The 20,921-nt window shown below is 64.2% G+C and carries 17 protein-coding genes; 12 read left to right on the top strand and 5 right to left on the bottom strand.

What is annotated here, in order from left to right:
* Positions 1-52: 52 nt before the first annotated feature.
* The 4 genes from VGN46_RS13470 to VGN46_RS13455 all read left to right on the top strand — a co-directional run bounded on the left by VGN46_RS13470 (position 53) and on the right by VGN46_RS13455 (position 6,754).
* Positions 53-703 (top strand): response regulator transcription factor, encoded by a 651-nt coding sequence (locus VGN46_RS13470; protein ID WP_331644226.1) that lies wholly within the window; start codon positions 53-55, stop codon positions 701-703.
* A complete protein-coding gene (locus VGN46_RS13465; RefSeq protein WP_331644225.1) occupies positions 700-2,994 on the top strand; it encodes an ATP-binding protein in 2,295 nt (764 codons plus the stop codon). The genes VGN46_RS13470 and VGN46_RS13465 overlap by 4 nt, the downstream gene beginning before the upstream one ends.
* A 232-nt stretch (positions 2,995-3,226) precedes the next feature.
* A complete protein-coding gene (locus VGN46_RS13460; protein WP_331644224.1) occupies positions 3,227-5,719 on the top strand; it encodes an autotransporter outer membrane beta-barrel domain-containing protein in 2,493 nt (830 codons plus the stop codon).
* Between the two features lie 174 nt (positions 5,720-5,893).
* Positions 5,894-6,754 (top strand): aldo/keto reductase, encoded by an 861-nt coding sequence (locus VGN46_RS13455; protein WP_331644223.1) that lies wholly within the window; start codon positions 5,894-5,896, stop codon positions 6,752-6,754.
* Between the two features lie 78 nt (positions 6,755-6,832).
* On the opposite strand, the gene VGN46_RS13450 is transcribed toward VGN46_RS13455, so the two are convergent.
* The gene (locus VGN46_RS13450; protein ID WP_331644222.1) at positions 6,833-8,125 is read right to left on the bottom strand and encodes an NAD(P)/FAD-dependent oxidoreductase; all 1,293 of its coding nucleotides are present in this window, start codon (positions 8,123-8,125) and stop codon (positions 6,833-6,835) included.
* 180 nt (positions 8,126-8,305) lie between these two features.
* Here VGN46_RS13450 and argS point away from each other — a divergent pair, with 180 nt between their 5' ends.
* Positions 8,306-10,051 carry an arginine--tRNA ligase gene (argS, locus tag VGN46_RS13445; protein ID WP_331644221.1) on the top strand — a complete coding sequence of 582 codons (1,746 nt, stop codon included), beginning with the start codon at positions 8,306-8,308 and terminating at the stop codon, positions 10,049-10,051.
* Between the two features lie 106 nt (positions 10,052-10,157).
* Here argS and VGN46_RS13440 read toward each other — a convergent pair whose 3' ends face one another.
* Positions 10,158-10,499: a carboxymuconolactone decarboxylase family protein gene (locus tag VGN46_RS13440; RefSeq protein ID WP_331644220.1), complete on the bottom strand. Its 342-nt coding sequence runs from the start codon at positions 10,497-10,499 to the stop codon at positions 10,158-10,160.
* 231 nt (positions 10,500-10,730) lie between these two features.
* Here VGN46_RS13440 and VGN46_RS13435 point away from each other — a divergent pair, with 231 nt between their 5' ends.
* From VGN46_RS13435 to VGN46_RS13420, 4 genes are all read left to right on the top strand, one after another.
* Complete coding sequence (locus VGN46_RS13435; RefSeq protein WP_331644219.1) at positions 10,731-11,474, top strand: cyclic nucleotide-binding domain-containing protein; 744 nt, start codon at positions 10,731-10,733, stop codon at positions 11,472-11,474.
* Positions 11,475-11,563: 89 nt separating this feature from the next.
* Complete coding sequence (locus VGN46_RS13430; protein WP_331644218.1) at positions 11,564-12,169, top strand: OmpW/AlkL family protein; 606 nt, start codon at positions 11,564-11,566, stop codon at positions 12,167-12,169.
* A gap of 67 nt (positions 12,170-12,236) precedes the next feature.
* On the top strand, positions 12,237-13,145 hold the full coding sequence (locus VGN46_RS13425) for an AraC family transcriptional regulator (RefSeq protein ID WP_331644217.1): 909 nt from the start codon (positions 12,237-12,239) through the stop codon (positions 13,143-13,145).
* Between the two features lie 149 nt (positions 13,146-13,294).
* Positions 13,295-13,762, top strand: a complete 468-nt coding sequence (locus tag VGN46_RS13420) for a DUF1203 domain-containing protein (RefSeq protein WP_331644216.1) — start codon at positions 13,295-13,297, stop codon at positions 13,760-13,762.
* Between the two features lie 218 nt (positions 13,763-13,980).
* On the opposite strand, the gene VGN46_RS13415 is transcribed toward VGN46_RS13420, so the two are convergent.
* Complete coding sequence (locus VGN46_RS13415) at positions 13,981-16,908, bottom strand: TonB-dependent receptor (protein WP_331644215.1); 2,928 nt, start codon at positions 16,906-16,908, stop codon at positions 13,981-13,983.
* Between the two features lie 240 nt (positions 16,909-17,148).
* Between VGN46_RS13415 and VGN46_RS13410 the strand changes: the two genes are divergently transcribed.
* Positions 17,149-17,589, top strand: a complete 441-nt coding sequence (locus VGN46_RS13410; protein ID WP_331644214.1) for a nuclear transport factor 2 family protein — start codon at positions 17,149-17,151, stop codon at positions 17,587-17,589.
* Between the two features lie 30 nt (positions 17,590-17,619).
* On the opposite strand, the gene VGN46_RS13405 is transcribed toward VGN46_RS13410, so the two are convergent.
* A complete protein-coding gene (locus VGN46_RS13405) occupies positions 17,620-18,666 on the bottom strand; it encodes an alpha/beta hydrolase (protein WP_331644213.1) in 1,047 nt (348 codons plus the stop codon).
* Positions 18,667-18,913: 247 nt separating this feature from the next.
* Between VGN46_RS13405 and VGN46_RS13400 the strand changes: the two genes are divergently transcribed.
* Together VGN46_RS13400 and VGN46_RS13395 are read left to right on the top strand one after the other, a co-directional pair.
* A complete protein-coding gene (locus tag VGN46_RS13400; RefSeq protein ID WP_331644212.1) occupies positions 18,914-19,624 on the top strand; it encodes an SDR family oxidoreductase in 711 nt (236 codons plus the stop codon).
* Between the two features lie 24 nt (positions 19,625-19,648).
* The gene (locus tag VGN46_RS13395; protein ID WP_331644211.1) at positions 19,649-19,885 is read left to right on the top strand and encodes a 4-oxalocrotonate tautomerase family protein; all 237 of its coding nucleotides are present in this window, start codon (positions 19,649-19,651) and stop codon (positions 19,883-19,885) included.
* Positions 19,886-20,134: 249 nt separating this feature from the next.
* Here the strand turns inward: VGN46_RS13395 and VGN46_RS13390 are convergent, their stop codons facing one another.
* A complete protein-coding gene (locus VGN46_RS13390; protein ID WP_331644210.1) occupies positions 20,135-20,776 on the bottom strand; it encodes an HD domain-containing protein in 642 nt (213 codons plus the stop codon).
* Positions 20,777-20,921 lie beyond the last annotated feature (145 nt).

Genomic DNA, 20,921 nt, shown 5'->3' with positions numbered 1-20,921 from the left:
CAGTCCCACCGGTGGTCAGGCATATGACTTGCAACAGGCTGTGGCTCCGCTGATGACCGCGCGAACTTACATCGGGTCGGTGCGCGTGGCCTTGCTGGATGACCATGCGCTCGTCCTGAAGGGTCTGGTCGCGCACCTGAAAACGTACCCGTCGCTTTCCATCGTCGGCAGTTCCCCGAACAGCCAGCATTTTCGCGGACTGCTCGCGAGTATGCCGGTGGACGTGGCATTGATCGATTACTCGCTCGCTTCCGATGACCCGGATGGCGTCACCTTGGTGCGCTCGTTGCGTGCGGCCTACCCGCGGATGAAAGTGATCGTGGTGTCCGCCTACGCCGATGGTCCCCTGGTACGCCGTATCCTGGCCGCCGGTGCCCATGGCTTCGTCGCGAAGAGCCAGGACCCTGACGAGATCATTCGTGCGATCGATGCGGCGATGACCGGACGGCATTACGTACCCCCCGCGCTGGAACGCGTGATGGAAAACGGGAAGGATCCCAAGCTCTCTCCAAAGGAGACGGAAGTGATCCGCTGCCTGCTCGACGGCCTGACCGTCACCCAGATCGCCAGCAAGTTCGGGCGTAGCCTGAAGACCATCAGCGCGCAGAAATCCTCGGCGTTCCGCAAGCTTGGTGTCGAAAGCGATAACCAGCTCTACAACATGCGTGAGCATGTGCTAGCGTCGGTGAGAGAGCACGAGTGAAGCGATGGTTCGTAGGCACCATGCTGGCGTGCCTCGCATCGCTTGCCTTCGCCGCGGATGACCCCGCCTCCCTTAAGCAATGGGCGGCGGAACATCCTGTCGTCCGCATCGCCATCGATGACCAGCAGGGCGGCCGGATCGGCGGTACGGCTTCGAATCCACTGGTTACCGAGTACCTGGGGCTGACCCAGGCCAAGACCGGGCTACGCTTCGTGATCGTGCATACCGGGTCATGGGAGGAATCCGTGAGCGCCTTCAAGGCCGGGCGCGTGGATCTGTTGCCATCGTTGACCGATCGGCTCGTGAGCGACCTGGGCGATGATGCCCTATGGTCGCGCCCGTTCTACGTGGGGCGAACCCTCCTGATCGCCCGAATGGTCGGCCCGTCAAGGCTCACGCTGGCCGATCTCGATGGGCGATCCATTGCGTACAAGGGCGGCGGGGAATACGACAGCTGGCTGCGTCGTGAGCATCCTGCCGTGCACCGGCTTCCGCTGGGCGATGTGCACCAGGTGTTAGCCGCGGTTGAAAGCGGTATCGCCGATGCGGGGCTCGGGATCGACGTTACCTACCATCCCATTGTGCGTCGTGACTACGCGTTGAGCCTGCGTATCGCAGGCGATGTCCCCGAGATGCCTGTGAGCGTCCGCCTTGCAGTGCATAAGGATGCGCCGCAGCTGTTGAGTATTATCGATGAGAGCCTGGGCCGTATCAGTACCGACGAAAATGCGGCGGTCATCGAACGCTGGCTTGAAACCGCGTACCTGCGCGCACCCACCGTGGCGCACATCGCTTCCGTCTACCGCGTGGAGATTGGCCTGGGCGTGGCCCTGGCTATCGCACTTGTGTTCGCGCTCTGGCAGATGCGCCGGGCCCAGATGGCCTCGCGGCGCGGCGAACAGCAGAAGACGATGTTGCTTGCGGTGATGAGTCATGAAGTGCGCAACTCGGTCAATGCGGTGGTGTCTTCGATCGAGCTGATGGCACGCTCACCGATGAATGAGGCACAGCGTGACCTCATGGCGATCGCGCAATCCAGCGGCCGAAACCTGCAAGGGCTCTTGCGTAGCGCACTGGATTACACGCGGACCGAGACGGAAGGATTCACGCCGGACCTGGTTTCGTGCGATGCGTTGGCTGTGGCGCGTGAAGTCTTGCAGGGGCAGGCCGCGGCGATCGAGCAGAAGGGGCTGGCCATGCGCCTGGATTTGCCGATGGGGGCCTTGCCATGGTTGTTGCTCGATGAAATACGCCTGCGCCAGGTGCTCGAGAACCTCCTTTCCAATGCCGTGAAATTCACCGAGCAGGGGCACGTGGGCATGGCCCTGTGGCAGATCGTCGGTGCCGATGCCACGCGCCAGCTCGTCATCGATGTCTTCGATACCGGCGCCGGCATTCCCAGGGAGCGGCAGCGCGAGCTGTTCCGGCCTTTCACCCAAGCCCATGGTAAGCGCTCGCGACGCCTCGGCGGGACGGGCCTTGGCCTTGGCATCTGTCGGGAGATCGTGCACCACCTGGGTGGCCGCTTCGCGTTGACCAGCGATGCGGGTGTCGGTACGTCGGTACGGGTGGAGCTCCCGACCAGCCTCGTACCCGCCGCACCCACGGCGGAGCCCAGTGCAAGTGGCGAGGTGCCGGCAAGCGGTGGCACCATCCTGCTGGTCGAGGACCACCCCGCAAACCGGCAGATCATCGCGGCGCAGTTACGCTTCCTCGGCTTCGATACCTACGCCGCCGCCGATGGCCAGGCCGCTATCGATGCATTTCAGCCAGGCAGGTTTGTCGCGGTGCTGCTCGATTGCGAGCTGCCCGACATGCAGGGCTATGACATTGCCGCCGAACTGCGCGCGCACGAGGCCCGTACCGAGGGAACGCCAACACCGTTCATCGCGATTTCCGCCAATGATGGCGACGATCACATTCAGCGCTGCAGTGAGAGCGGCATTGATATCGTGATGGGCAAGCCGCTTTCGCTCGACCGGCTGCGCGATGCGCTCTCCCCCACAGCGCCGGTTGATGATGTTTTCGACGTGTTCCGCGCTGAGGGCCAGCGTGATCTCGATACCGCGCTGGGCGCTGCCCGTCGGGGCGATATCGCCACGGCCCGGCAATCAATCCACCGTTTGCATGGTGCGACGCTGGTGTTGCGGCTAACGCAGCTCGAGGCGGCCATCGCCTTGGTGAATGGTGCGCTAGAGGGCGATGCCTCGACGTTGGAACGGCATGCATCGGCGCTGCGGGACGCCTTGGTATCCGTGGGCTTCACGGCATCTTCACGGACTACGGATTAATCGGCACATCAACGGCATGGCCGTTACCCTGCGCATGGCCGGACACCATGGCTCGGGTCGTTTCATCAGCGACATAAACGTCGCGGTGTGCACGCGCCTGCATTTTTAGGACAACGCCCAATGGTGGGGACGGGGCGGGTTGTTGGAATATCCAGCATCCCATTGCATCGTCGCTTGTCCACCGGGTTCTCCTGGGGGGGCGGGTGCGCCGTCTGTCCAAGGAAAATCCGCCATGATCGTTTCCCGCCCGCATCGCTCTCATCGCATTCGGTTGTGCCACGCCATCGCACTGGCTCTTGCTGTGCAGGCCTCCGGTGCCGCCGCCAGCGTGTTGAACCCCGGGCAGTCCTACACCGTTCGAAACGGCGATTCGGTCGAAGCCTGGGCGGCGAGTGGTGGTGGCCGCCTGACCCTGGAGTCCGGCGCCTCGACATTGAATGTGACGCTATTGAGGTCTGAGCTGACGGCCGCGAACGCGACGATCGGCTCAATCGTGAACAGCGGCAGTGATGTCGCCCTGAGCGTGATGAATGGGTCGAGCGCGACGCTGCAAGGCGGTTCGATCAGCTCGTTGTACGGCACGGGCCTTTCGGTCGCCGGCATCGGTGGCCGCGACGGCGACGATCAGGCCGCGACGGCGACGGTCAATGGCACGCTTATCTCGGGTGGCATCCGGGGCGCAAGCGTCACCAACGGCAGCCAGCTCGTCGCATCGGGCGCGAACATCGCCGGGATCGGCGTGGGTAGCCACGGCATGCTTATAGGTAACGGCACGGCCCAGCTCACCGGGGCCACCCACGTCTCGGGTGCGGTCAATGGCGTGATCCTCGATGGCGATGCGCGTGGCGGTGATGTAGGCGATACCGGCCGCCACCTCATCGTGGATGGTTCCACGGTGGAGGGCGGCAGCGGGGCTGCCGTGCTGCTGCAGTACGGAGTTCCCGCATCGGCCAATGGCACGGTGTCGGTGGTGAATGGCGGTCAATTGATCGGCGGGAATGGCGTCGCTGTGCAGATCCAGCGCCGTATGCACGCGGATATCGATATCGCGACCAGCAGCGTGGTTGGCGATATCGTGGCCCAAGACAATGGTACGGCGAATCTCGCGCTTGGCGATAAGGCCCTGCTAACGGGGGTCATCACCGGTAACGGTATCGATACCGGCATCGACAGCAGCGCGCGTTGGATAACCACGGGTGCCTCCCGGATCGGCGCGTTGCGCCTGGATGGCGCGCTGGCATTCGCGCCGACGGATGGTTACAAGACCGTGGATGTCGCGGGCGATCTTTCGGGGCAGGGCGGCACGATCAGCTTCAACACGCTGATGAATGTAGGTGGCCTGATCGCGGACCAGGCGACGGACCGCGTGCTCGTGCACGGCAATGTGACCACAACCGGTACGACGCTCATTTCGGTCACGCCCAAGGGTGATGGCGCGCTGACCGATACGAACGAGAACGGTGTCGTCGATAACAACGAAGGTATCTCACTCATCCAGGTGGCGGGTTCCTCGCGCGCCGATGCGTTTGCGCTGGCGGGTGGTTACGTGGCGGCGGGCCCGTGGCAGTACACCTTGCACGCGTTCGGTCCGGGCGAGGCCGATGTAACCCAGAGCCAGCTTGGGACCGGCAGCGGCTTGCAGTGGGATTACCGACTCGGCAACCGCTATGTGACCGACTGCGGAGACGACTGCACGCCGCCGGTGGTGCCTGTCGATCCGGAGCTGCCGGAGGAGCCGGGTGTGCCGGCCCCGGTGGACCGCGTCGCGGTGGTGCCGCAGCTTCCGTCGTACATGCTCGCCCCGATGGCGCTGCAGAATTACGGAAATGCGCTTAACGATGGCCTTCACCAGCGGCTCGGTGAGATCCGCGATAGCGCGTATGGCGCGGACGTCGGTGGCGAAGTGTTCGCACGCGCCATCAGCAGCCAGTTGAATTACACCCGCAACCTTTCATTCCAGCGTTATGGTTACGACTTCGATCAGCAGATCAACGCACTGCAGGTCGGCGCGGGCATCGTGGCGGTGGATACCGACCAGGGTTCAATCCGTGCCGGCTGGGCGCTGGATAGTGGCAGCACCCGAGTCACCCCGAGCGCGGCGGATGGCAATAGCCGGGCGAAGTATTATGCGAACGGTGGTCACGCCTGGGTGACTTACCAGCACGGCAGCGGCCTGTGGGTGGATGGTGTCCTCGGCGTGACCCGCTTCCACGGCGACGTGAGCACCGACCTGCGCGGCGATGAGGTAGGCAAGCTCCACGCGCAGGGCTGGACGATGTCCGTGGAAATGGGCAAGCCGCTGCCATTGGGCGGCGACTGGACCGTGGAGCCGCAGTTCCAGTTCCGCGTGCAGCAGCTGAACTTCCGTGATTTCCGCGACAAGGATGGCCTGGATATCCGGCTCGGTAACAGCGTGCAGGCCACCTCGCGCCTGGGCATTCAGATCGGCCGCACCGCGAACCCGGTGTTCGCCCCGTATGGCCGCTTGGACCTGATCCACACCAGTAACGGCAACCCGACCCTGCAGGCCTCAAGCGAAGCCTGGAATGCCGGCGACACGTTCCAGACCGGCAACACCGGCAACGCGTACCGCGTCGCCGCTGGCCTCACCAGCCAGCTCACCGACTACGTGCAGCTTTACGGCGAAGGCACCTGGCAGCACTTCGTAGGCAGCTACGGCCTGAAAGGCTGGTCCGCCAACGCAGGCATCCGCGTAACCTTCTAAGCCACCCGCCGCGCTGACGCGGCCGTTGTAGGAGCGCGCTTGCGCGCGATGGGTCTGCCGAAACCCCATCGCGCGCAAGCGCGCTCCTACATTTGTGATTTCGCCCTCTTTAAACAAGACATGCCGTACCAATGTCGATGGAGTTGCATTCCTCCCACAGTCTGGAGTCCATCGATGGCAAGCATCAACGCAGCGGCGAGCGGCACGTTCAAGATCGGCGGCGACCTCGAGGTGAATCGCCTCGGCTTCGGCGCCATGCGGATCACCGGCGATGGCATATGGGGTGACCCGGCCGACCCGGCCAAGGCTCGCGCCGTACTTAAGAAACTACCTGAGATTGGTGTCAATTTTGTAGATACGGCAGATAGTTACGGACCATTCGTGAGTGAAGACCTCATCCGTGAAGTCCTGCATCCGTACAAGGGCATGGTCATCGCCACGAAGAGCGGCCTAACCCGTCACGGCCCGAATATCTGGGCCCCGGTCGGGCGCCCCGAGTACCTCCGCCAAGGCGTCCTGATGAGCCTGCGCCGGCTCGGTGTGGAGCGGATCGACCTGTGGCAGCTGCATCGCGTGGATGAAAAGGTCCCGGCCGACGAGCAGTTCGATGTGATCAAGCAGATGCAGAAAGAAGGCCTGATCCGTCATGCCGGCCTCTCTGAAGTCAGCGTCGAACAGATCGAAGCCGCGCAGAAGTATTTCAAGGTCGTAACGGTGCAGAACCTCTACAACCTCGGCAACCGCCAGAGCGAGGGGGTGCTGAACTACTGCGACCAGCACAACATCGGCTTCATTCCCTGGTTCCCGTTAGCCGCGGGCGAACTGGCGAAGGAAGGTTCGGTGTTGTCGAAGATCGCAACAAAACTCGGCGCGACCAACGGGCAGGTCGCCATCGCCTGGTTGCTGAAGCGTTCCAAGGTCATGCTGCCGATCCCCGGCACCGGCGATGCCGGCCACCTTGAGGAAAACGTAAAAGGTGCATCGCTGCAACTCTCGCAAGCCGACTACGAAGCCCTCGAACACGCCGTAAAGTAACCACCCCTGTAGGAGCGCGCTTGCGCGCGATGGTTCTAGCCGCAAGCACCCATCGCGCGCAAGCGCGCTCCTGCAGGTTTAGTGCAGCTTGACGGGCGGGTAGGTGGTGCGGCGTAGGCGGTCGGCGATCCATAGCGCGGTGGCGCGTATGTAGCCGTGCAGGGTCACGCGGTGCATCTGCTCCAGTGATACGTACAGCATCTTCGCCAGCCAGCCGCGCATGGGGATCACCGCATGGCCTTTTTGCACCGAGGGCACTTCGCCCGCGGCCTGGCGGACGCCGAGCGACACCAGCGTGCCTTTCGCGTGATAGACGAACGGCTTCACACTGTCTCCGTGCATGAGCCGGGGCAGGGCGCGGGCCAGCCAACTGGCCTGCTGGTGCGCGGCCTGCGCGGTCGGCGGTACCACGGTGCCCTCGGGGCTGAACGCCGCGTACGCGCAATCGCCGATCGCATAGACATCGCGTACACCCTTCGCGGAGAGATTCGCATCCACCACGATGCGCCGGTCGCGCGATAGCTCGAACGGGCCGAGTGTCGTTACGAAGTCATGCCCGATCACGCCGGCGGCCCACACCTGGATATCGCAGGGCACGTGCGAGCCGTCGGTCAAGGTAAACGAGCCATCCTGTACGGACTTCACGCCGACACCGACGCGTACCCGGACGCCCATGCGCTCCAGGATCCGCAAGGCCCATGCCGAAGTGCGCGGATCCACGGCAGGCAGTACGCGTGGAGCCATGTCCATCAGCGTGATTTCGAGCTTCGTGGCCGGGGAGAGACCACCGTACCGGTGCATATCGTTGAAGGCGTGGTGCAGCTCAGCCGCGAGCTCGACGCCGGTCGCGCCGGCACCGACGATTCCGATCCGGATCTTGAAGGTCGGATCACCGGCCGTGCGCAGCGCGAGCGCCAGGATGCGCCGGCGCAGATGGACCGCCTGCGTGGGGCTATCGAGCATATCGCAGTACTCAAGGACGCCAGGTGTACCGAAATCGTTGACCCGGCTGCCGAAGGCGAGCACGAGGGTGTCATAGGAAAGCGTTCGCGCCGACAGGATGAGTTCGTCGGTGCCGGGCAGGTGCACTTCGGCGAGGTCGATCTGTTTGGCCTGCGCATCCACATGGCGAATGGCGCCGGGTTCGTAGCGGTAACCGTGCACGGTGCCATGCGCCAGGAACGGAACCGCTTCCTCGCCATCGCCGAGCAGCCCGGCGGCAAGCTCGTGCAGCCGCGGCTTCCAGAAGTGGCTGGGGTCGCGATCGACCAGTGCCACCTCGCACTGATCCCGCCGGCCCAGCCGCGTCGCCAGTTCAACCCCGGCGGCACCACCACCCACGATCACCACCCGATGCCTGCGTTCAGTCATGGAAGCCTTCCTGTTCGAAATCATTGATCACGAGCATAAAAGGAAAGGTGTTGTTTGCTTGCGAAGCCTCCACCTTTCCTGTACATCCGTGTCATGCCGTTACGCCTGCTCCGACGACGAACCTGAGCCCCACGCCGCGGCGCGGCTGCGCCGTCGTTCGTCGTCATCCCTGGAGATTGCATGTCCCTGTCCTTGATCGCACAGGTGGACGAGGCGCTTGCCTCGGCCTTCCTTAGCCTTTCCCTGCCACTTGAACTCGCGCACGCCGAACCCTCGTCGCGGCCCGAATTCGGTGATTTCCAATGCCATGGCGCCCTGGCCGCCGCGCGGGTGGTACGCCGCGCGCCGCGCGCCATCGCGGACGATATCGCCGCGGCGCTGCGAGAGGACGCGCGCTTCGCCGCCGTGGAAGTGGCCGGGCCGGGTTTCGTCAACCTGCGTCTTGCCGATGCCTTCCTCGCCCAGACGGCCACGGCCGCGCTGGCCGATCCTGCGCTGGGCTTGCCTGATGAAGGGCACGGCAGCCTCGTCGTGATCGACTACGGTGGCCCGAATGTCGCCAAGCCGCTGCACGTGGGCCACCTGCGTTCGCTCGTCCTCGGTGAAAGCCTGCGCCGCATTCATATGGCTCTCGGCTGGCGGCCGCATGGTGATGCCCACCTTGGCGACTGGGGCCTGCAGATGGGCATGCTCAGTGCGGCCATTCGTCGGCAAGCGCCCGGCCTGGCCTATTTCAACGGCGCCGGTCCTTACCCGGGTGAGCCACCGGTGACGCTGGATGAACTGGAGCGCCTGTACCCCGAGGCCGCGGCCGCAAGCCGGGACGATCCCGCGCGCATGGCGGAAGCACGTGCGGACACGGCGGCGCTGCAGGCGGGCGATCCAGGTCTGCTCGCGTTGTGGCACAACCTGCGCCAGCTGAGCATCGATGCGCAGGTGAAGGACTTCGCCTTGCTCGATGTCCACTTCGATGCGCTGGATGGCGAAAGCGACGTCCGCGATGCGATCGCACCGCTCGTGGATGATCTGCGTGCCCGCGGTATCGCTCGCGATAGCGATGGCGCCCTGGTGGTGGATGTGGCGTTGCCTGGCGATACCAACGAGGTGCCGCCGCTGTTGCTCGCGAAGAGCGACGGCGCCGCCTTATATGCCACCACCGACCTGGCCACGCTGCAGGCGCGCGCCGCCATGCCGGGCCTGGCCAAGATCATCTATGTGGTGGACCAGCGCCAGGCGCTACATTTCCAGCAGGTGTTTCGTGCCGCCCGACGCGCGGGCATCGCCGAGGGGGTGGATCTGGTACACGCTGGCTTTGGCACGGTGAACGGCAAGGATGGCAAACCGTTCAAGACCCGGCAGGGCGGCGTCGCACGGCTGCGCGATCTGCTGGAAGAGGCGACCGAGCGCGCCCGTGAGCGCGTCGATGCATCAGAACGTGTCGCCGCGGACGAACGCGATGCACTGGCACGCATGATCGGTATCGCCGCGGTGAAATTCGCGGATCTCGCTGGTGATCGCGTATCAGGTTATGTTTTTGATGCGGAGCGGCTGGTGGCGTTTGAAGGCAGGACGGGTCCGTACCTGCAATATGCGGTCGTGCGGATGCGCTCCGTGTTGGAGAAGGCAGGGGCCACGCCCGCCGGCACGCCCTACGCGACGCAACCCGTGGAACGGGAACTCGTGCTGGCTTGCCTGGCCTTCGGCGCCAAGGTGAGTGAAGCGGCCCACCTGCTCCAGCCCGGTGTGCTTGCCCAATGGGCCTACGACATCGCCCAGCGCTTCAGCAAGTTCTACGACCGCTGTCCGATCCTGCGCGAGCCAGACGACACGCTCCGCTCGCACCGGCTGGGCATCTGCCAACTGACGCTGGCCGTACTGGAACGCGCCCTACACCTGCTAGGCATCGCCATCCCCCAACGCATGTAAGAACGCACTCGCGACAAGACCCACCCCCTGTAGGAGCGCGCTTGCGCGCGATGGGTGCTTGCGGCAAGGCTCATCGCGCGCAAGCGCGCTCCTACACGTTGGAGGTTTAGGCGTTGCTGTATGCCGCGACGGCATCCATCACACGTGCGGAATAAACCATCGCCGAACCGGCATTCATCGCGACAGCCACGCCGAGCGCCTCGGTAATCTCTTCCTTCGTCGCACCCGCTTTCAGCGCCGCGTCGGTATGCACCGTGATACAGCCATCGCAACGCGTCGTCACGGCGACGGCGAGCGAGATGAGCTCGCGGGTCTTCGCGCCGAGCTTGCCTTCCTTCGCGTTCGCGGCCGACAGGGTCTGGTAGCCCTTGAGCGTATCCGGACTCAGCTTGCCGATCTCGCCGATACGGCCCATGAGCTCTTTCTTATAAGCAACCCAATCAAGCATGTTCGTAACTCCATTGAGCGCGCGGCGCGGGATGCGCCACCCGATAGAGTCAGTTTGGCACCAGGCGCTGCGCCGCTGAATGCTCAAATGGCGCGCGTTTTGGCTAGATCGTCTCACTCGCAGGGTTTTCGGCAAAAAACAGGACAGGTCGTCGCACCCCGCTGACATCGGCAGGCCGGGGACGGCATGGCTGGTAGGGTCGCCTCGTTATGGATTCAGCGAAGGACTCTCATGCCGCAGCGGACTTCCATCGAGGCACGTCTGGGCTGTGCCGATTGCGGCCTGCACGCCGTTTGTTTGCCGGAAGGTATCGATGAGGGCGGCCTCGCCCGTCTCGACCGCCTCACGCGCCAGCGCAGCACCTACCAGCGGGGCGATACCGTGTTCCGCCAAGGCCAGCCGTTCGATGCGCTGTACGTCGTGCGCTCCGGCGCCGTACGCGTTGCGCTGGGTGACGCCGATGGCGGCCAGCAGGTGCTGGGCTTCCGCTTGCCGGGTGAAATCCTCGGCGTGGATGGCATGCTCGATGACACGCACCGCACCGACGCCACCGCCCTCGAACGCACGACGATCTGCGAGGTGCCGTTCGCTCGCCTCGAGGATCTGTTCCATCTGCTGCCTGCCCTGCAGCGGAAGATCATGCGTGAGCTGGGCCGCGAGGTCGCGAGTACGCAGCAGCATGTACTCGCGATGGGCCGGCCGCAGGCGCTCGAACGCGTCGCGTTGTTCCTTCGCGGCTTGCTTGAACGCTACGACAGGTTGTCGCGCCCTACCGACACCGTTCGCCTGCCGATGGGCCGCAGCGATATCGCGTGCTATCTCGGCCTGGCCGTCGAGACCGTGAGCCGGGCGTTGGGGCGCATGGAGGAGCACGGTGTGCTGTCGGCGAGTGGCCGCCACCTGCGCATCCACCGCCGCGATCTGCTCGATGCGTTGTGCGTCGCGGACGCCACGAGCGAACGCAGGAAGAACTGAGCAGGATCAGGAACGCGCGGGCAGGGGGTTTCTAACCTCTGCGGTGCCGGCCCCGATGGTCGGCATCCCAGCCCACAAGGAGTTTCCCCGTGTTCCAGCCCAAGACCCTCGCTTTCGCTGTCCTGCTCGCCGCGCCGATCGCGGTCCAGGCTGCGGAGTCACCCTGGACGCTGCATTTCGGTGCGCATGTCGTCGATCCGAAGTCAGACACCGGCCAGCTCGCCGGCCTGCCTTCGAGCGTCAGCAAGAGCACCCGACCCACCTTCAGCGTGGAATACCGTTTCGCACCCGGCTGGTCGGCTGAGCTGCTGGCCGCGTTGCCGTTCCAGCATGAGGTGCGCCTGGACGGTACGCGCGCGGTCAGCGTGAAGCAGCTGCCGCCGACGTTCGGCGTGCTTTACCACTTCATGGAAGGCGGCAAGGTGTCGCCATTCGTCGGCGCCGGCGTGAACTACACCTGGTTCTTCGACAAGAAGGGACGCAACGCGCTGGATGGTGCGCACGTCCAGATGGAGAACAGTTGGGGGGCGGCCGGCCATGCGGGCGTGGATATCCGCCTCGACGATCGCTGGACCTTCACCGTGGATGCCCGCTACATGGACATCGACACGAAGGTGAAGGTGAATGGCGCGCGGGTCGGCACCGCGCATGTCGACCCCTGGGTCTACGGACTGAGCTTCGGCTACCGCCTGTAGTCCGGGTGGCTTGTCCGCGCCCGCGTTCATGCCGATACTCGCGTCACCCCTGGCGCCAGATCGAACCATGGACGCACTGACCCGGATCATGGAACTCGCCCGCGTGCGCGGCGCGCTGGACGTGCGTTGCCAGCTTGCGGGCGGCTTCAGCCTCGACCACGAGGACGCCGGCCCGGGCGAGGCGCCGTTCCACCTGGTACTCGCCGGTGAGGGGGTCATGGAGCTGCCGGGCAGGCGCAGCTTGCCGCTGGCCGCAGGCGATCTGGTGGTCCTGCCGCACGGCACCAGCCACCGCATCCGCGATAGCCGCGGCGTGCTGCAGGACGCGCCGGTCACCCTGGATACGTCCGGGCCGTTGACGATCAAGCAAACCGCTGGCGAAGGGCCACCGCTTGACGTTCTTTGCGGGCGTTTCATCCATGCGCCGGAAGCAGGCCAGCTCCTGTTCGCCAGCCTGCCTGAAGCGCTGCACGTATCGCTGGCGGATGCGCAGGGTATGGCGACGCTGGAAGCGATTGTGGATGTCTTTCGGATCGAAGTGGGCGAGCTTGCGCCCGGCGCGCTCGCCGTGGTCACGGCGCTGAGCCAGGCGCTGCTGGTGTTTGCGTTGCGCGCGCACCTCGGCGGCGGCCTGATGCCGCCCTCGTTGCTGACCTTGCTGGCCGAGCCGCGCCTGGGCCGTGCCATGCTCGCGATGTTGCGCGACCCCGCCCACGACTGGACGGTGGAATCACTCGCCGCCCAGGCCGCTATGTCACGCGCCACCTTCGCCCGGCATTTTGAAGCCAGGGGCAAGCAAAGCCCGCATGAGGTCCTGACCTTGCTGCGCATGCATCTCGCCGCGGAGTTGCTACGCCGCGGCGACCTCACCGCGGCCGCCGTCTCCGAGCGTGTCGGTTACCGCTCCGAATCCGCCTTCGGCAAGACCTTCCTCCGCGTGATGGGCACCACCCCCGCCCGCTTCCGCCGAGGCTGAAAAGCCCCTGTAGGAGCGCGCTTGCGCGCGATGGGGTTACGCAAGATCCATCGCGCGCAAGCGCGCTCCTACAGGGTGATCGCAAGGGTCGGATGGGCGGGGTGTTTCCTTGGGTGCAACATGGCGCCATCTTTCAGGAGGCGAACACCATGGCTTATCGTATCCGCGGCATCGATCCCTCGCCGTTCTTCCCGCTCTATGGTCTTCCGGACGCTGAACTCAAACAGCGCGGTATCCGGCGTGTCATCGCCGGCGATGACACGGGCTATCCTGAGCGTATCGAGCTGCGTAACGCCCGGCGCGGCGAATCGCTGTTACTGCTGAACTTCACCCACCAACCGGCACCGGGCCCCTATCACGCGAGCCACGCGGTGTTTGTTCGTGAAGGCGCGATGGCCGCGGCCGAACTCATCGACGAGGTGCCCGAGGTCATGGCCCAACGGATGATTTCGTTGCGTGCCTTCGATGGTGAGCACCTGATCGACCACGCCACCCTGACCGATGGCCGCCAGCTCGATGAAGCGATCCGGCGCATGCTCCGCGTCGCCAACGTCGCCTACATCCAGGCTCACTACGCCGCTTACGGCTGTTTCGCTGCGCAGATCGACCGCACCTGACGCACGGCGTATAACGGGGGCATGGAGACCCCCGACACCCCCGTTTGCCCGATCTGCCAGGGGACTGGCGAGCTGACGTACATCGACGAAGAAGTCGGCTGCCGCGTCACCGTTCCCTGTTGGAACTGCCAACCGAACCCCTTGTAGGAGCGCGCTTGCGCGCGATTCAAGGTCGCGGCAAGCACCCATCGCGCGCAAGCGCGCTCCTGCAACAGCGGTTACATTTTGTAGTTGATGCCGAACATGATGGTGCGGCCGTAGGTGTCGAACTCCAGCGGCCGCTGGATCTTGACGTTGTTTGGCAGCGCCGAGGTCTGCTGGGTCTTCATCGGGGAATCGGTAAGGTTGTTCACCTGAAACAGCACGCTCAGGCCGCTGTACGTGCCTTCCTGGAATTCGTAACCCACCTGCATATCCGTCTGCTTGTCGGCCAGCACGGTCTGGTAACCCAACTGATCGAACAACGCGACGGCCTCGCCGGTGTACGACGAGCGGTAGCGCTCGGCGATGCGGAACGACCAGCCGTGGTTTTCGTAATAGAACGCCAGGTTGGCGACCTTGCGCGACAGGCCGGGCAGGGTGCTCGGGCTACCGGGAATGGTCGACACCGCGCTCACCGGCAAGGTGCTATTGGTCAGCGAGAAGTTGCCCTGCACGCCAAAGCCTTCCAGCCACGGAGCGACCAGGCCGCCTTCGAGACCACCCTGCAACTCGAGGCCCTTGATCCGGCCACCCGAGCCGTTCTGCGGGGTGGTGAACGAGCCGAAGTTGCTGGACGGCGTGAGCGTGGGGTTGTCATTCACGTACTTCGAGAAGTCGTAATCCAGCACCGTCTCGTTGTAGATGTAGTTCAGCAGGTTCTTGCCGAACACCGCGGCTGCCACGTAGCTCGACTTGCCGAAGTACTTTTCCCAGCTCAGGTCCACGCCTACGGCGACATACGGCTTCAGCTTCGGGTTGCCGCCACTACCGGACCACAGGTTCTGCCCGGCGGCCGGGCCATCGGTGATCTGCCCGACGCTGGCCGAGGTTGCGACCTTTTCATCATCGATACGGCCACGCGCCATGCTCTTGGCCATGCCAAAGCGCAGGTACTGCTTGTCGGAAATCTCGGCCCACACGTTCAGGCTGGGCAGTACCTTGGTGTACTTCGTGCCATCGGAGATGCGACCAACGAGCGTATCGCCGTTCGTCTGCAATGCCGTGGACGACTGGTCGGTGCGCACCACCTGCACACCCATGTTGCCGCCGATGGGGATGCCGCCAGCGTTGGTGTCGATATTGAACTTCAGGTAGGCCACCGGCACCTTCTCGCGCACGGTGTAGTTGCGGCTCCAGTCGCTCTGCCCATTACGCTGGGTGAGGTAATACTGGCTGCCCAGCGCATCCATCACATCGTAATTCAGGATGGCGGGAACACCGCCATAGCTGAGGTCGGTGACGCCACTCAGGAACGACGGATCGACCGGCAAGCCGTAGCCGGGCAGATACGTGCCATCGGTGGAACCATTGCCGTTAAGCCAGGCGAAGAACACATCGGCGGACTTGGTCTTGCGACGATCCGAATAGTTCGCGCCGAGCGTGACGTCACTGAAGATCCACCCCACAGGGTGAGTCACTTCCAGGCGAAAGGCGCGGATCGTGTCCTTCTGCTTGTCGTACTCAGCGCGGCCGTCGTAACCGTAGTTGTTCGGGTCGGTGAACTGAACAAGCGACGGATCGGCGAAGTTCGTCCCGGGGGTGAAATCCGGGAAGTGCTCATGCACGGGCGTGGCGAAATCCGTGGAGCTCGTCGCCTGGCCAGGCAGGCCCGCGAACAGATAGGCATCGTGCAGGCGGCGCTTGGCCATCGAGTACGACGCATCGGCGTTGATCATCCAGCCGTTGCCAAAGTCGTACTGGTTATTCCAGCCCGCGGAGAACAGGTTGTCCTTCTCCTTGGTCTGTTCGTTCTGCAGCACCGTATGCAGGCCATCGATGTGGCCGGTAGTGACCAGCGGGTACGGCAGCGTGGGCACCGTGCCCACGTTGGAATACGAGACGTTGTCGTACGGGCTGCTCGACCACTGCATGCCGTTGAGGTAAGTCTTCTGGTCGAACGTGGAGTAATAGAGGTCCAACGTGGAGTGGTAGTGGTCGTCCGGCGCCCACTCGAGCACGGTCATGATGCCGTTGCGCAGCTGGTTCTCGGATTTGGCGCGCAGCTGGGCGCCTTCCTGTGACAACACGTTATCTGGCATGCCCGGCGTGTGCGGCGCGCCCCAGTTCTGGTCCGCTCCCTGCGAGCCGTTATTCAGGCTCCACCACCAGGCCTGGTATTGCTTCTCCTGGATGGGCGAATCGAGCTGGGCGAGGCCTACGGCCAGGCCCAGGGTGTGGTCGAAGAATTGGTCGATGTACGAGAAGCTGGCACGGTGGCCGGTATCGCCCACGCCACTGCCGTGGTTGAGGTTGCCGTTATCCGTGGTTTCGCCGCGGAGGTTCACCGCCATGGTGCGCTTGGGCAGGTCGAGCGGACGGATCGTGTGCAGGTCCACCGTGCCGGAGAGGCCCTGGCCGATCAGGCCGGCATCCGGGGTCTTGTAGACGGCCACGCCGCTGATCAGCTCGGACGGGTATTGATCGAAATCCACGCCGCGGTTTTCGCCGATCGTGGCCTGCTCGCGGCCATTCAGTGTGGTGCCGACAAAGCCCGGGTCCAGGCCGCGGATCGAGATCTGGTTGGCGCGGCCATCCACGCGCTGGGTGGCGAGCCCGGGCACGCGGGCCAGGCTTTCCGCGATGCTGCTATCGGGCAGCTTGCCAATGTCTTCCGCCGAGATCGCCTCGATGATGTTGTTCGACTGCTGCTTGGCCTTCAGCGAATTCTGGATCGATGCCTGGATACCGGTGACGATCACGGCATCGAGGTTGCTCACGCCATCGCTGTTGGTGGGCCTGGGCGTCTTCTTGGTGCTCTGATCCTGCGCCTTTTGATCCTTTGCCGATTTTGCATTGGCGTCGGTGGGAGGCGGCGGGTTTGGCTGGCTTTGCTCCTGCGCCCAGGCGGCGCTGGAGGCCAGCAGGAACGCCATGGCGCAAGCGGCGGCCAGTGGGCGCGTGCGGATAGCGGGCGCTGCCCGGCCCGGCATCGAACGATAATTCATTGAGTTCCCCGCGTCGTGTGACGTTATTTTTGCTATGTCGAACGCCCCTCAGCGCTCGCGGCGCGAGGATGGGCGACCGCCACACGACTGTCATCTGGCAACGCAACAGATTCGTACGAAACGTTCAGTTTTCATCCTGGCATTCACGCAAGAACTTGCGATAGGCATCCCAAAAGACACAGGCGGAACGTGTTGGCGTGGGGCTAGCATCACCACGACATCCACCGGGAGGGGAACCGAATGTTTATCCGCACGCTTGCTGCCGTCGCCTGTTTGTTCGCCATCGCACCCGCTATCGCCGCTGAGTCGGACAAAGCGGTGCTCGCACCGTTCCAGGCCTTCCTCGATGGCATGGCGAAGTACGATCAGGCGGCGATGCGCGCCACGGTCCAGCCCGAAGGCAGCGTCGCGCTGTTGCGCAAGGACAAGATGATCCGCAACACGCTGGCCGGCTTCATCGACCACATCAAGCCGGGCAAGGACAGCATCGAAGAGCGGATCTACGACCCGCTGGTTCGCGTTGACGACAACCTCGCGATCATCTGGGCCCGCTACGACTTCCGCGTCAACGGCAAGGTCGTGCATTGTGGCACCGACCTCGTCCACCTGGTCCGTGAGGATGGCAAATGGCTAATCGCCGGCATCGCGGATAACAGCCGGGACGATTGCCCGGCAAAATAAGTTATCCGATCACTGCGATGGCGTGCCCGCTCACAGGCGATCGACGTCAACGATCGCCTTGGCGAACGCTTCGGGGGCTTCCTGCGGCAGGTTGTGGCCGACGCCGCCATCGATGTTCCGGTGCTCGTACTTGCCGGTGAACTTCGCCTTGTAGGCCGACGGGTCCGGATGCGGCGCGCCGTTCGCGTCGCCTTCCATGGTGATGGTCGGGATACCGATGGTGGGGCCGGTAGCGAGCGTCGCCTCGTACTCGTCGTACTTCGCTTCACCTTCGGCCAGGCCCATCCGCCAGCGGTAATTGTGGATCGTGATGGCGACGTGGTCCGGATTATCGAACGCAGGCGCCGTGCGATCGAAGGTGGCATCGTCGAAGTGCCATTGCGGCGAGGCGAGCTGCCAGATCAGCTTGTTGAAGTCGTGGCGGTTTTGCTCGTAACCGAGCTTGCCGCGCTCCGTCGCAAAGTAGAACTGGTACCACCACTGCAGTTCGGCCTTCGGCGGTAGTGGCTTCTTGCCGGCTTCCTGGCTGCCAATCAGGTAGCCGCTGACCGATACCAGGGCTTTGCAGCGCTCGGGCCACAACACCGCCATGATGTCGGCCGTGCGCGCGCCCCAGTCGAAACCGGCGACCGTGGCCTGCTTGATCTTCAAGGCATCGAGCAGGGCGATCGCATCGGCGGCGATCGCCGAGGGCTGGCCGTTGCGCATCGTGCTCTCTTCGAGGAAGCGCGTGCTGCCATAGCCACGGAGGAACGGCACGATCACGCGGTAGCCCTTCGCCACCAGCGCCGGGGCGACTTCGGCGAAGGCCTGGATGTCGTACGGCCAGCCATGCAACAACAGCACGACAGGGTGGCTCCGCTTGCCCATGTCGACATAGCCGACGTCCAGCACGCCGGCATGGATCTGCTTCACGGGACCGAAAGTTTTCCGCGGCGCGGCGGCGGTCGCGGCACCGGTCGCGGCCAGAACGGATGACGATGCCGCCACCGCTTGTTGACCGAACGCCGCCGCTGCGATCGAGGTGCCGGCCATGGCGAGGAAACGGCGGCGCTGGGTGTCGGTGTTAAAAGGCATGAAGCGGTCCTGTGCAAGTGCGAAGCTGCCAAGACAAAAGCGTAGCCACCCCCGGACCGCCGTGGCTTGGACTGGCCTGTCGTGGCGTTCGTTGCGTATCGAATCTTTAGCGCGGGATTAACCCAACGCTCACGGATTCCGGCGCGAAATCGTCGGGTCCCGACGAACACAGTTTGCGCATGCTCACCAATCAGCGGCGAGCGGCGGGTGAGCGCGCGCCTTTTTCTTCGATAGCGGAGGCCGTTATATGAGTGCAGCCACCAGGGTTGCCGTGGTCACTGGTGCCTCGCAGGGCATCGGCGCCGGGTTGGTTTCCGCCTTCCTCGAACGAGGCTTTCGAATCGTCGCCAACTCGCGAGCGATGCCACCTTCGGATCACCCGGATATCCACGTGGTTCCCGGCGACATCGGCGACCGTGGCGTGGCGGAGCGGGTGATCAGCGAGGGCGTGGCGCGTTTCGGCCGGGTGGATACGCTGGTGAATAACGCGGGCGTGTTCATTCCCAAGCCCTTCGTCGACTACACCGACGAAGACTATGCCAATGTGCTTTCGGTCAACCTGCACGGTTTCTTCTATGTCACCCAGGCCGCCGTACGGCAGATGCTCACACAAGGCAGTGGGCACATCGTGAGCATCACCACGACGCTCGTGGAGCATGCGGTCGATGGGATCCCTTCCGTGCTGACCTCCATCACCAAGGGCGGCGTGACCGCTGCCACGAAGTCGCTGGCCATCGAATACGCCACGCGGGGTATCCGTGCCAACGCGGTATCACCCGGCGTGATCCGGACGCCCATGCATGCGCGTAGTGAGTGGGATGTGCTGGGTGGCCTGCACCCCATGCACCGCATGGGCGAGATCAAGGACATCGTCGACGCGGTGATGTATCTCGACGCGGCGCATTTCGTCACCGGCGACATCCTCCATGTCGACGGCGGACAGAGCGCCGGGCACTGACCCACCCCAAGGAACGAGAACGCCATGCCAGTCGTCACTATCCAGATTACCCGCGAGGGCTCAGGCCCGGGTCGCAAACACGTGACCGATGAAGAGAAGGCCGAGCTGATCAAGGGCGCGAGTGATCTCTTGCTTCGCGTCCTGAACAAGCCGCTCGTGTCGACCTTTGTCGTGATCCAGGAAGTGCCGCTGGAGAACTGGGGTTGGGGTGGCTTACCCGCCCTGGAGTTCCGTGCGCAGCACCCAGACGGCCTGAAATAGTTGCACTGACCGGGGACTGCTTGGGTCGCGTGCAAGCACGCTCCTACACCCGACCTGCGCAGGTCGGGTGTAGGAGCGCGCTTGCGCGCGATAGGTGCTAGCCAAGACGCTTGATAGCCTCAGCCACCCCCGCGCCATACTCCGCATGGCACGCCGTGTGGTTCCAGCGCGCAGCGGGATGTGAAATTCAAAGTTCTTTTCGATCCGATAGCTTGTATCTATGGGCTGCACTTTCGTCCTCGCGATCGCTCAGGTCGGCCAGCCGTTGCCCAGGATGCACTGGACGAAGTCGGTGCGGTGGAAGTGCGGCTCCTTGTGCGCCATGACATCGGCCTTGACGTTGCCGAAGGTCGTCTCCGGCTTGTTGCGGATGCCGTTGTAAAACGCATCGATGATCCCTGTCTTGAACGATGGGCCGCGCGGATGGGCATCTGCGACCAACTCGCGGTCATGCGAGTGCACGGTCTCGAAGCCGAGGCCAAGCACGTCCATCTCGACGCCGGCCGTGAGCAGGGCGATCTCAGGCTTCATGTGCTGCGGGATACCGGGGGTGGTGTGCAGTGCGATCGACGCCCACACCGTGTCGACCTGTGCTGGGCTGATGCCGCGGGCGAGCAGGAAGTCACGCGCGACATTCGCGCCATCGACCTCGAAGCGCTCGGTCTTGCTCGAATGCGCCGGCACCAGACCCATGTCGTGGAACATGGCGCCGGCATAGAGCAGCTCAGGGTCGAAGGCGAGACCCTTCGCCTTGCCGGTGAGTGCGCCGAAGAAGAACACGCGGCGGGAGTGGTGATAGAGCAGGTCGCTTTCGGTATCGCGGACGAGCTGGGTAATCTCACGCGCAAGCGCGCTATCCGGAACGACGATGCCTGCGATGGTGCTGGTCATGGTGGTGCCCTCTGGGTGGGTTGGTGGGCACCATTTCACTGCCGGCAGGGCGTGGCTGGATCAGATGCGAGGCATCCAATCCAGCCAAAACACCGCCGATGCGGCCACCCCGGTAGGAGCGCGCTTGCGCGCGATGGGGCTTGCG

Source organism: Luteibacter sp. (assembly GCF_036500425.1).
GTDB lineage: Bacteria > Pseudomonadota > Gammaproteobacteria > Xanthomonadales > Rhodanobacteraceae > Luteibacter.
Note: the sequence above shows the minus strand (reverse complement) of the source record. Positions and strands in the feature narration are given on the sequence as shown.